Raw genomic sequence first — 11,916 nt, forward strand, 5'->3', positions numbered from 1 at the left:
CCCGGAGAGGCCCAAAGCCCGGGCCTCTCCGTTATTCGTGTTACTCCGCGGCCTCCGCGTAGTCCTCAAGCGGCGGGCAGGTGCAGAGCAGATTGCGGTCGCCATAGACATTGTCGACGCGGTTGACCGGCGACCAGTATTTGTCGACACGGAAAGCGCCCGGCGGGTAGCAGGCCTGTTCGCGGCTATAAGGACGATCCCATTCGCCGACCAGGTCTTCCACCGTGTGCGGGGCGTTCTTCAGCGGGTTGTTGACCCTGTCCATGCGACCGTCTTCGATCGCACGAGCCTCTTCGCGGACTGCCAGCATCGCATCGCAGAACCGGTCGATCTCAGCCTTCGTTTCCGATTCCGTCGGTTCGATCATCAGCGTACCGGCAACCGGCCAGCTCATCGTCGGGGCGTGAAAGCCGCAGTCGATCAGGCGTTTTGCAACATCGTCGACAGAGACGCCGGCCGAGGCGTTGAGCGGGCGGGTGTCGATGATGCACTCATGCGCGACGCGTCCGCTTGCGGACTTGTAGAGCACATCGTAGGCGCCCTTGAGCCGGGCTGCGATATAGTTGGCGTTGAGGATCGCAACCTTCGTCGCCTGCGTGAGCCCTTCGCCGCCCATCATCAGGCAGTAGGACCAGGAGATCGGCAGGATCGAGGGAGAGCCGAACGGCGCCGCCGAAACCGCACCTTCGCTGCCGAGTTCTCCGGCCCATTGCGGGTGACCGGGCAGGTGGCTTGCCAGGTGCGCCTTGACGCCGATCGGCCCCATGCCGGGTCCACCGCCGCCATGCGGAATGCAGAACGTCTTGTGGAGGTTGAGATGCGAAACGTCGGAGCCAATGTCACCCGGGCGTGACAACCCGACCATGGCGTTCATATTGGCACCGTCGAGATAGACCTGGCCGCCATTGGCATGGGTGATCTCGCAGATCTCCTTCACCGTCTCCTCGAACACGCCGTGTGTCGAAGGATAGGTGATCATGCAGCAGGACAGATTTGCCGCATGCTGCTGCGCCTTGGTGCGGAAGTCTTCCAGATCGATATCGCCGTTCTCGAGCACTTTGACCACCACGACCTTCATGCCGACCATCTGCGCCGAGGCAGGGTTGGTGCCGTGGGCCGAAGTGGGGATGAGGCAGACGTCGCGATGCGTATCGCCATTGGCGATATGGTAGTTGCGGATCGTCAGCAGGCCCGCATACTCGCCCTGCGCACCGGAATTCGGCTGCATCGAGAAAGCATCGTAACCGGTGATCTGGCAGAGCTTTGCCGAGAGATCGTCGATCATCTCCTTGTAGCCGAGCGCCTGGTCGACGGGCACGAACGGATGGATGTCGGAAAACTCCGGCCAGGTGATCGGAAGCATTTCAGCCGTCGCGTTCAGCTTCATCGTGCAGGAGCCGAGCGGGATCATGGCACGATCGAGCGCCAGGTCGCGGTCCGACAGGCGGCGGATGTAGCGGGTCATCTCGCTTTCGGCGCGGTTCATGTGGAAGATCGGATGGGTCATGTAATCCGATTTTCTGAGAAGTGCGTTGGGCAGGCGGTATTCGACCGGGAAGTCCGACACCTTGAAATCCCCGCCGAACGCGCGCCAGACGGCCTCGAGCGTGACCGGGCGGGTGCGCTCGTCGAGAGACATGCCGATCTTTGTTTCACCCACCTTGCGCAGGTTGACGCCCTCGGCGACGGCCGCCCGCATGATCACACCCTGCATGTGGCCGACCTCGACAGTGAACGTGTCGAAGAACGTATCAGGCTCGATCGTGTAGCCGAGCTTTTCCAGGCCCTTGGCCATCAGCACGGCTTTCTTGTGGACGGCCTGGGCAATCGCCTTCAGGCCTTCCGGGCCGTGGAAGACGCCGTACATCGAGGCCATCACAGCGAGCAGGACCTGCGCGGTGCAGATGTTCGATGTCGCCTTCTCGCGGCGGATATGCTGTTCGCGGGTCTGCAGCGACAGGCGGTAGGCACGGTTGCCGCGGGCATCGACGGAGACGCCGACGAGGCGGCCGGGCATGGCGCGCTTGTGCGCATCCTTGACCGACATGTAGGCCGCGTGCGGGCCGCCGTAACCGACAGGCACGCCAAACCGCTGCGACGAGCCGATCGCGATATCCGCACCCATCTCACCTGGAGATTTCAGCAACGTCAGCGCCAGAAGATCGGCCGCCATAGCAGCGACCGCACCGGTCTGGTGCAGGCGGGAAATCAGGCCGGAGAAATCACGGACTTCACCATTGGTGCCGGGATACTGGAAGATCGCTCCGAACACGTCGACCGGGTCGAGATCGGTCATCGGATCACCGACGATCACGCTCCAGCCGAGCGGCGCTGCACGTGTCTCGATCAACGCGATCGTCTGCGGATGACAGGCGTGATCGACGAAGAAGGCGGTTGCCTTCGATTTCGCCTGGCGCTGGCATAGCGCCATGGCTTCGGCAGCCGCCGTCGCTTCATCGAGCAGCGAGGCATTGGCGACGTCGAGGCCGGTCAGGTCGCAGATCATCGTCTGGAAGTTCAGGAGCGCTTCGAGGCGGCCTTGGGAGATTTCCGGCTGGTAGGGCGTGTATGCCGTGTACCAGGCAGGGTTTTCCAGAATGTTGCGCTGGATGACCGGTGGCGTCACGGTGCCGTAATAGCCCTGTCCGATCAGCGAGGTCAGCACCTTGTTCTTGTTGGCCGTCTCGCGCAGCTTGTCGAGCGCTTCGCGTTCGGTCAGCGCCGCACCCCAGGTCAGCGGGTTCTGCTGACGGATGGAGGCCGGAACGGTGGCATCGATCAGCGCGTCGAGCGACTTGTAGCCGATCACGGCTAGCATATCGCTCATCTCCGTCGGGGAGGGACCGATATGGCGACGGTTGGCAAAGTCGTAAGGATCGTAGTCGGTGAAGTGGAAGTCGGTCGAGTCACTCATCCGATCAGTTCCTTATAGGCAGCTTCGTCCATCAGCGCGTCGGCGTCGGCTACATTCTTGAGCTTCAGTTTAAAGAACCAGCCGGCAGCCTGCGGATCGGAATTGACCAGCGACGGGTCGTCGACGATCGCCTGATTGACTTCGGTGACCTCGCCGTCGAGTGGCGAATAGACGTCGGAGGCTGCCTTGACGCTTTCGACGGTTGCGGCATTGCCGTCCTTCACCAGTTCGGCACCGACTTCCGGCAATTCGACAAACACGAGATCACCGAGCTGTTCGGCAGCATGGGTGGTGATGCCGACGGTGGCGACGCCGTCTTCGAGTTTCAGCCATTCGTGTTCGGCGGTGAATTTCAGCATGGGATTGTCCTCTTAAGGAAAGCAAGAATGGGTTTGCGGGAGAGGCCAGGAACGGATCCCGGCCGCCGGCTCGTGTTTATCGCTTGTAGGTCGGCGTGATGAACGGCAGCGCGGCCACCGTCATCGGCAGGTATTTTCCGCGGACCTCGGCAAAGACCTGCGTACCTGCTGCTGCATGGCTGACGGGAACGTAACCCATGGCAACCGGACCTTCGACCGTCGGGCCGAATGTGCCCGACGTGACTTCGCCGAGTTCCTTGAGTCCGTCCGCATCGGCAAACAGTTTCGCATGCGAACGCACCGGCGCCTTGCCTTCCGGCTTCAGACCGACACGGCGGCGGCTGGTTCCATCAGCCAGTTCGGAGAGGATGCGATCCGCACCCGGGAAACCGCCTTCGCGATCGCCGCCGGCCTTGCGGGCCTTCTGCAATGCCCATTCGAGCGATGCCTCGATCGGCGACGTCGTGGTGTCGATGTCGTTTCCATAAAGACACAGACCGGCTTCGAGCCGCAGGCTATCACGAGCGCCGAGGCCGATGGCTTCGCAGTCGGGATGTTCGAGCAGTGCCTTGGCAACTGAGACGGCATGGTCTTGCGGGATCGAGATCTCGAAACCGTCCTCGCCGGAATAACCGGAGCGCGAGATGATGCAGGGAACGTCGTGCAGCGGCACTTCGCGCACATCCATGAACTTCATTGAGGAGACGCCAGCCCAAAGCTCGGCCAGAACAGCTTCGGCGCGTGGCCCCTGGAGGGCGATCAGCGCGCGGTCGTCGAGCAGGGTGACCTCGCAGTCCGGAAGGTGCGCCTTCATGTGCGCAAGGTCGGCATCCTTGCAGGCGGCGTTGACGACGACGAGAAGATGATCGCCGCGATTGGTGATCATCAGGTCGTCGAGAATGCAGCCATTGTCGTCGGTGAAGAACCCGTAGCGCTGACGGCCTTCCTTCAGCGACAGGATGTCGACCGGAACGAGCGTTTCCAGCGCAAGTGCTGCATCTGCATAGTCGCCGGACTTCGCTCTGACGATGACCTGACCCATGTGGGAGACATCGAACAGGCCTGCGGCGGCGCGCGTATGGAGGTGCTCCTTCATCACGCCGAGCGGATATTGCACCGGCATGTCGTAGCCCGCGAACGGCACCATCTTCGCGCCAAGCGAGAGATGCAGCGCGTTGAGCGGTGTGGTCTTGAGAACTGAGTGATCGTCCAAAAAGGCGCCTCCAGGTTTGGGCGGCCGCTGAATAAAATCAGCTCACACGCCGGCTCTGATCAGGGCGCGGTTACGCGCCTGTTTCGAGCCCCCTCTGTCCTTTTCGCCTGAGATTGTTATCCCTTCGGCGAGCCCCCGATGACGGTTGCTACTCTCCAGAGTTCCGGTTGGTCGCCCGTGGTCCTTTTGCCTGAGAGTTTCCGGGGCGGTTGCTCCTTCGGCACCGCATCGAAGCGGCTTCTCCCAACGGGTATGAGGTTCATTATCGAGGAGGCGACAGGTTTGACAAGGGGAGAATGTCGTCGTGACCAAGATTTTTGTCGCACACCATAAAGTTAGGCATCGCGACTGAGTGCCGAGCTTCAAGCTTTCCGGACGTTCAGGAATCTGCTCTACCCGTCGTCTTGAAAGACGATGGGAGGCGTTGTCATGAAATTTCTTGCGACTCTGGCGCTGTTTGCAGCGACACTTGGTGCGGCGGCAGATCAATCCTATGCCCAGGCGGGAGATGCCGGTTCCGGGAATGGTGGCATGCACATGCACGGATCGTCCGATCCGGCGGCCACATCGGGCGCCACAGTTCAACTCGGTTTGCTCGAGATTTCCGGCGGTTATGTGCGTGCCATGCTTCCCGGCCAGCCGGTCGGCGGTGGCTATCTCGTGATCCGCAACACGGGCAGCGAAAACGATCGACTCGTCTCCGCCTCATCGCCTCTGTCGCCTGCCGTGGAGATCCACGAAATGTCGATGCAGGGCCAGATCATGAAGATGCGCCGGCTCGAAGGCGGTATTGCGGTCCCAGCCGGCCAGACCGTCGAGTTGAAGCCCAGTGGACTGCATCTGATGTTCACCAAAGTCGCGACTCCTTTCAAGCAGGGCGACAGCGTGCCCCTGAAGCTGACCTTCGAGAAGTCCGGCAGTTTCGATCTCACGCTCCCGGTCCAGGGTTTCCGTCCCGGCAACCAGCATAACTGATCACGCGGGATGTGATCTCAGGCGTAATATCTCGTTTAGCTCCGCGATCTATTCTACCGATGGGTTGGCTTTGTGGGGACGAAGATCGTGGATATTTCCAGTGCACCGGAGCCGGACGCCGGCATTTACCGACGCCTCAGCACGCTTGCAGAAATCGACACGGTTGCCGACGCCTGGCGGGCCCTTGAAAGCCGGTGCGAAGACCGGCTGACCTATTTTCAGAGTTTCGATTGGTGCCGCGGCTGGGTCGCAGCCTTTGCCGGCGATGGCTCCGCGTTCGAATTCCGGATCGAGACTGTGTGGCGCAACGGCAGTCTCGTCGCAGTCTGGCCTCTGATGGTTCAGACCGTCAGCGGCATAAGGGTATTGGAAAACCTCGGCGCCCCTCACTCGCAATACTGCAATCTCCTGTGCGACGACGCCCATCTTGCCGGATTGCTGATGGGCAAGTTGCTGACCCGTATCGAGATGATGCCCGATTGCGATGTCGCGATCTTTCACCCCGTTCCGCATCAATCCTCGCTGGGTCTTCTGCTTCGCTCACAGCCGAAGATCCGCGGCTACGGCGGAAGCAGCGCCGTGCTCGATCTCACGCAGTTTGCGGGCTCGGACGCATACCGCTCGCACGGCGGCAAATTGAAGAAGCGCAATCGCAACCGTCGGCGCAACCACCTGGCGCGGCTCGGCGAACTCACCTTCGAGATGATCTGGCCCTCCGATCAAAGGTTTGCCGAATACGTTCGCGAATGTGCGGCGATGAAGCGGGTCTGGCTGCGCGAGACCGGGAGAAGCAGCAGCGGTTTTTCCTTCGATGGCCTGGACGATTTCCTGGCGAGCCTGACGGGTGATGCCGCGTTGCTAGAGGGTGCGTGCCTTTCGATCCTGCGGGCTGGCGATGCAACGGTGGCGATCGAGCTCGGCTTCGTGCGGGCAGGGCACTACTATGCCTATCTCGGAAGCTTCGACTGGAGCCTGCGGCATCTCTCCGCCGGCAAGGTGCAGATGGAAATGACAGTCTGCTGGCTGATCGACAACAGGATCAAGACCTACGATCTTCTCGGCGGCGATGGCGCCTACAAACAATCCTGGGCAAACCAGAAACTGGTGCTGAACGGCTATAGCCTGCCCTTCTCGTGGAAAGGGCGCCTCTACGCGCAGGCTTGGCTTCCGGTCATCCGTCCATTCGCCAAGCGGATGTATTTCACGATACCCGAAAGCTGGCGCCGCTTCCTCAGCGGCATTCAGGGTGTCGGACTTCTTGTACTCGGGGTCTGAAGGTCACTCTTCCGTGTCACGATAGGCGGCTTCGGCCATCTGCAGCGATGCCTGCTGCTGCGGAGGCTGCTGGCCGGCATCGAGGAAATCGAGAGACAGGCTGGTCGCAAGCGTCATCGCCCCGGTGACCGTCGGATCGGTCGCACTCTGATCACGCGCAGAAGCGCGTTCGGCGACACGTTTGGCCTCACCAATTCTCGCTTTGACGGACAGTTGCGGCGGCGTTCGTAACGTCTCTATGGCGAGCGCTGCCATGCTTGCCGAAATTGTCGTCAACTGAACCATAGCAACCGCCTTCAACCCATTCGGCACATATGTAATATGCGCCGAGTTTGCCGCGATTTAACCGAAATCCCGGCATTTTAACGGTAGGCACGATTTAGGACTTTTCTGGATATCTCGATGATCAATATCATACTTGTCGCACTCGGCGGCGCATTCGGTTCCGTCGCCCGCTACCTCGTGGGCGTCTGGACGCTGCGCCGGTTCGGGCCGAACTTTCCCTGGGGAACGCTGACCGTCAACATCGTCGGCTGTTTCGCAATCGGTTTGCTAAGCGAGGTGATTGCTCGGCGCCTCAACGCCTCGCCTGAGATGCGTCTCCTGCTGGTGACTGGATTTCTCGGCGGCTTCACGACGTTTTCGGCCTTTTCGCTGGATGTCATCTCGCTGTTCGAGCGCGGCGCGACCGTGGCGGGGGCAAGTTATGTGATCGCAAGCGTTGGTGTGTCGCTGTGTGCGGTCTTTGCTGGGCTGGCGCTTGGGCGGGCAATGCTCTAAAGGGCAGGACTGATCACAGATAAGATGAAAGAGCTTTGATGGCAGGCATCGAGCATATCCGCGTCGAGGCGGACGAGGCAGGCATGCGCCTCGACCGTTGGTTCAAGATCCATTTCCCGGGTCTCGGCTTCGGCCCTCTACAGAAACTACTGCGCTCCGGACAGGTGCGCATCGACGGTGGCCGTGTAAAAAGCGACACCCGTGTTGAGCCCGGCCAGATGGTCCGCATTCCCCCGATGGATACCGACGCGAAGAACAGCGGGCCGATCGCGGGCAAGGATCTGAAACACGCCGGCGACTACGAGCTTTTGCAGCGGATGATGCTGCATGAAGACGACAAGGTCTTCGTGCTCAACAAGCCTGCGGGTCTGGCTGTACAGGGCGGATCCGGCGTGACCCGCCATATCGACCAGATGATGGATGCCTTCACCAACAAGAGAGGCGAAAAACCGCGTCTCGTCCACCGGATCGACCGCGACACGTCAGGTGTCCTCGTGGTTGCCCGCACACGCGGTGCGGCCCAGAAACTGACCGCGGCATTCCGCGAGCGCGATACCAAGAAGACCTACTGGGCGCTGGTCAAGGGCGTTCCGCGCAAGCGCGAGGACAAGATCTCCAACTGGCTCGTCAAGGAACAGACGCCCGACGGCGACCGCATGCGGATCGCCAGACACGGTGAGGAGGGCGCTGATCACGCGGTCTCCTATTACCGCGTTCTGGAAACCGCAGCGCAGACGATGGCGTGGCTGGAGATGGAGCCCTATACGGGCCGTACGCACCAGTTGCGCGTCCATGCGCTGCATCTCGGTCACCAGATCATCGGCGATCCGAAATATTTCGACGACGACCACAACTGGCCGTTCCCGGGCGGCATCCAGAAAAAGCTGCATCTGCACGCGCGCCACATCGACATCCCGCATCCGGATGGCGGTCGTCTGCGGGTCACGGCTCCGCTGCCGCCGCACATGGTGCAGTCCTGGAACCTTCTGGGCTTCGACATGGAGAACGGTCGGCGGGAGGACCAGGAATGAAGCTTGTCCTGTTCGACTGCGACGGCACGCTGGTCGACAGCGCCGAACTGATCCACGAGACGATGCTGCGCACCTTCCGTCACTTCGGCAAGGCGGAACCCACATTGGCGCAGACGAAGTCGATCATCGGCCTGACGCTCGACATCGCGATTGCCCGCATCGACGGCAAGCCGCATGCTGATGAAGAAGCCGTCGAGATGATGGCCTACTACAAGTCGCTCTTTTCCGTGGTGCGCCAGGATCTCGATTTCCGCGAGCCTTTGTTCGATGGCATAAAGGACCTGATCGAGACGATCGGACCGCGAGACGACCTGTTGATCGGCGCTGTCACCGGCAAATCCCGTCGCGGCCTCGACATGATCATGAACACGCACGGCTATGCAGACCATTTCGTCGTCAGCCGCACGGCAGATGATTGCCCGTCCAAACCACATCCGGCGATGGTCACCGAATGCTGCGACGCGACGGGCGTGTCGCCCGAAGACACTCTTGTCATTGGCGATGCGATCTACGACATGCAGATGGCAAAGGCGGCCGGTGCAACGGCAATCGGTGTTTCCTGGGGATACGCCTCGGTTGGCGAGCTTCAGAAGGCAGGAGCCGACCACATCGTCCATCATCCAAGCGAATTGCTGCCGTTGATCGGCTGAGGGTTTTCCATGCGCGACATACTATCCGACCCGAACGCCGGTTTGAGCCACGAAGACCCGACCCGGCGGGCACAGATCCAGATGCACAAGCCTCTGCCGAAGCGCTTTTACAAGGAAGTCTCGGTTGACGAGGGCGAGGGTGACTTCGCTATCCTTCTCGACGGGCGGCCGGTGAAGACACCCGCCAAGAACGCTTTGAGAATGCCGACTTCCAGAGTTGCCGAACTCGTGCGCGACGAATGGGCATCGCAGGTGGATGTGATCGATCCGCGCACGATGCCGGTGACACGGCTCGTCAACACCGCGATCGACGGCATTGCCTCTGACCCGCAGGCGGTGTTCGAGGACATCCTTCGCTTCTCGTCGAGCGACATGCTGTGCTACCGCGCAGAAACACCTGCAAACCTTGCGCTTCGCCAGGCCGAGCAGTGGGATCCGGTCCTGGACTGGGCAGCCAACGCGATCGGTGCGCGCTTCGAGGTGATCGAGGGTGTCATGCCCAAGGAGCAGCCTAAGGAAGCGATCGCCGCCCTTTCGGGGGTGTTGCGCAAGTATGCGTCCCCGATCGAGCTTGCGTCTCTCCACACGGTGACATCGCTGACGGGCTCCGCAATCCTAGCGATTGCTTTCGCCGAAGGTGAGCTTTCCGTCGATGACACATGGCGGCTCGCGCATCTGGAGGAAGACTGGGCAATCGAGCATTGGGGATCCGATGCCGAGGCCGAACATCGCCGCGCAAAGCGGTTCGAAGAGATGCAGGCCGCTGCTGCGGTTTTTGACGCAACCACAGGGCGGATTTAATCCTTCTCTAACCCTGTTGGCGGAAGATCGGTACAGTCTGCGTATCGAGTTTTCCCATGCGTTCCGGTGTCCTGCGCCTAGCCCTGATCTTGACCCTGACGCCATCGCTGATGGCGTTTCGCATGCCGTTGGAAGATGGTGTGCGCGACAAGCTCCTCTACGACGTCAGGGGAGCTTTCGTGACGGCACGGCCCGACGTGCCACAGGGCCTCGTCATTGCCACCGACATGCTGATCGATGAGGCTGTCCGCTCGACGATGCGGCCGAGCATGCTGCCGCGAACCATCATCTCCGTTCGCATCGACCGCGCAGCGCCCGTTCCCGTCGTATTCGGCCGGCGGCTGGAGGCGAGGGTCACGGTTCAGGCCGTCTCCGTCTCGACAGGTGAACCGGTCGCGACGGGCTCCTTCGAAACGTCGGTCTTCCTTTTCGGCAACAAGGATGCCGATGCAGCTCTTGCCAGAAAGATCGCCGACCGGGTGGCAAGCGAGTTCCGCCTGCGCAGCGGACATTCCGCAACCATCACATCTGCGCTGTTCGAGCCCTGATTCTTGACGAAATGCATTTGATTTCCGCAGGCAAACCGAGCTTAACTCGTTTGCTGCCGCGCAGCCGCGGCAATGCTACGAGAGGGATTTGACATGCAATTTTTCAATAGTCTGGGACAATACCGTCCGCAGGCGCTAGCCGTGCTGAGAATCATTGCAGCCCTGCTCTTCATCGAGCACGGCACTATGAAGTTGTTCGGTTTTCCGGCACCGATGGGCGACGGTGCTTTGCCGCCGCTTCTGCTGATTGCAGCGCTGCTTGAAGTGGTCGGCGGCGCCTTGCTGGTTGTCGGCTTCATGACCCGCCCGGTCGCGTTTCTCCTGTCCGGCCAGATGGCAGTCGCCTATTTCATGGCGCATGCCAGCAAGGGCTTCTGGCCGGCGCTGAACGGCGGCGAAGGCGCCATCCTGTTCTGCTTCATTTTCCTGTATCTCGTCTTCTCCGGCCCCGGTGCCTGGGCAGTCGACAAGAATTGAGATTTTACGCCCGCGGGCGATTGCGCGCGGGCGTCCTGATCCTCGGACGGGAGACTAGGCCAGACGCTCGGCGTGCCAGCGCAGATGGTCGTCCATGAATGTCGAGATGAAGAAGTAGGAATGGTCGTAGCGCTCATGCAGTCTGAGCGTCAGGGCAATATCCTTGCCCTCGATTGCCTGTTCGAACAGCCATGGCCGCAGGCCGCTGTCGAGGAAGTTGTCGGCCTTGCCCTGATCGAGCAGGAATTCCGGAAAATGCGCCCCGTCCTTCACCAGCGCGCAGGCATCGTATGGCCGCCACGTTGACCGATCGGCACCGAGATATTTTTGGAGTGCCGGCGCAGACCAGTCGGCGGTTGTCGGCTCGACGATGGGCGCAAAGGCCGAGCAGCTCTTGAACCGGTCGGGGTTTTTGAGTGCAATCGTCATGGCGCCGTGCCCCCCCATGGAGTGGCCGAAAATTCCCTGACGGCTCATGTCGACGCGGAATTGTTCGCCGATGAGGGCGGGCAGTTCCTGCGTGATGTAGGTGTACATCTGGTAGTTCTCGGCCCAGGGCTGCTGAGTCGCATCGAGATAAAATCCGGCACCCTTGCCCATCTGCCAGTTGGTCGCCTCATCCGCGACGTCGTCTCCGCGTGGGCTTGTGTCGGGGCAGACGATGACGAGACCGAGCTCTGCAGCCAGCCGGCGATACTCGCCCTTGTCCATCACGTTCTGATGGGTGCAGGTGAGACCCGACAGATACCAGAGAACCGGGCACGGCTGCGACACCGCCTGCGGCGGCACGAACACGGCAAACGTCATATCGCATTTGCAGGCATCCGACGGATGCGAATAGACGCCCTGCATCCCGCCAAATGCGGTGCTCTGTGAGATGATCTTCATCGGTC

Annotated in this window: 13 protein-coding genes and 2 riboswitches; of the genes, 8 read left to right on the forward strand and 5 right to left on the reverse strand. The window is 61.1% G+C overall.

Annotated features, from left to right (window positions below; genetic code table 11):
- Positions 1–40 precede the first annotated feature (40 nt).
- The 3 genes from gcvP to gcvT form a co-directional block, all read right to left on the reverse strand.
- Positions 41–2,914, reverse strand: coding sequence for an aminomethyl-transferring glycine dehydrogenase (gene gcvP / locus ASF70_RS14540; protein WP_062580644.1), 2,874 nt, complete (start codon positions 2,912–2,914; stop codon positions 41–43).
- Positions 2,911–3,273, reverse strand: a complete 363-nt coding sequence (gene gcvH / locus ASF70_RS14545) for a glycine cleavage system protein GcvH (RefSeq protein ID WP_062580646.1) — start codon at positions 3,271–3,273, stop codon at positions 2,911–2,913. Before gcvH ends, gcvP begins: the two co-directional genes overlap by 4 nt.
- A gap of 76 nt (positions 3,274–3,349) precedes the next feature.
- Positions 3,350–4,486: a glycine cleavage system aminomethyltransferase GcvT gene (gene gcvT, locus ASF70_RS14550; protein ID WP_062580648.1), complete on the reverse strand. Its 1,137-nt coding sequence runs from the start codon at positions 4,484–4,486 to the stop codon at positions 3,350–3,352.
- Positions 4,487–4,570: 84 nt separating this feature from the next.
- Positions 4,571–4,655: riboswitch (glycine riboswitch) on the reverse strand.
- Positions 4,656–4,742: riboswitch (glycine riboswitch) on the reverse strand.
- 173 nt (positions 4,743–4,915) lie between these two features.
- On the opposite strand from gcvT, the gene ASF70_RS14555 reads away from it, so the two are divergent.
- Both ASF70_RS14555 and ASF70_RS14560 read left to right on the forward strand, forming a co-directional pair.
- A complete protein-coding gene (locus ASF70_RS14555; RefSeq protein WP_062581415.1) occupies positions 4,916–5,461 on the forward strand; it encodes a copper chaperone PCu(A)C in 546 nt (181 codons plus the stop codon).
- Between the two features lie 87 nt (positions 5,462–5,548).
- Positions 5,549–6,736, forward strand: a complete 1,188-nt coding sequence (locus ASF70_RS14560) for a GNAT family N-acetyltransferase (protein WP_156461843.1) — start codon at positions 5,549–5,551, stop codon at positions 6,734–6,736.
- A 3-nt stretch (positions 6,737–6,739) separates the two neighbouring features.
- Here ASF70_RS14560 and ASF70_RS14565 read toward each other — a convergent pair whose 3' ends face one another.
- On the reverse strand, positions 6,740–7,021 hold the full coding sequence (locus ASF70_RS14565) for a hypothetical protein (protein WP_062580651.1): 282 nt from the start codon (positions 7,019–7,021) through the stop codon (positions 6,740–6,742).
- 117 nt (positions 7,022–7,138) lie between these two features.
- Between ASF70_RS14565 and crcB the strand changes: the two genes are divergently transcribed.
- The 6 genes from crcB (at position 7,139) to ASF70_RS14595 (ending at position 11,023) form a co-directional block, all read left to right on the forward strand.
- Positions 7,139–7,516: a fluoride efflux transporter CrcB gene (crcB, locus tag ASF70_RS14570; RefSeq protein WP_062457064.1), complete on the forward strand. Its 378-nt coding sequence runs from the start codon at positions 7,139–7,141 to the stop codon at positions 7,514–7,516.
- A gap of 38 nt (positions 7,517–7,554) precedes the next feature.
- Positions 7,555–8,547, forward strand: coding sequence for an RluA family pseudouridine synthase (locus tag ASF70_RS14575; protein WP_062457061.1), 993 nt, complete (start codon positions 7,555–7,557; stop codon positions 8,545–8,547).
- Positions 8,544–9,197 (forward strand): HAD-IA family hydrolase, encoded by a 654-nt coding sequence (locus tag ASF70_RS14580; protein WP_062457059.1) that lies wholly within the window; start codon positions 8,544–8,546, stop codon positions 9,195–9,197. The genes ASF70_RS14575 and ASF70_RS14580 overlap by 4 nt, the downstream gene beginning before the upstream one ends.
- Positions 9,198–9,206: 9 nt before the next feature.
- On the forward strand, positions 9,207–9,998 hold the full coding sequence (locus ASF70_RS14585; protein WP_062580652.1) for an ATP12 family chaperone protein: 792 nt from the start codon (positions 9,207–9,209) through the stop codon (positions 9,996–9,998).
- Positions 9,999–10,054: 56 nt separating this feature from the next.
- Positions 10,055–10,546, forward strand: a complete 492-nt coding sequence (locus ASF70_RS14590) for a hypothetical protein (RefSeq protein WP_062457054.1) — start codon at positions 10,055–10,057, stop codon at positions 10,544–10,546.
- A gap of 93 nt (positions 10,547–10,639) precedes the next feature.
- Entirely contained in the window at positions 10,640–11,023 is a 384-nt protein-coding gene (locus tag ASF70_RS14595) for a DoxX family protein (protein ID WP_062457045.1), read from the forward strand.
- Between the two features lie 54 nt (positions 11,024–11,077).
- Here ASF70_RS14595 and fghA read toward each other — a convergent pair whose 3' ends face one another.
- A complete protein-coding gene (fghA, locus tag ASF70_RS14600) occupies positions 11,078–11,911 on the reverse strand; it encodes an S-formylglutathione hydrolase (protein ID WP_062580654.1) in 834 nt (277 codons plus the stop codon).
- Positions 11,912–11,916: the final 5 nt, after the last annotated feature.

The organism is Rhizobium sp. Leaf321, assembly GCF_001423215.1.
Classification (GTDB): domain Bacteria; phylum Pseudomonadota; class Alphaproteobacteria; order Rhizobiales; family Rhizobiaceae; genus Neorhizobium; species Neorhizobium soli.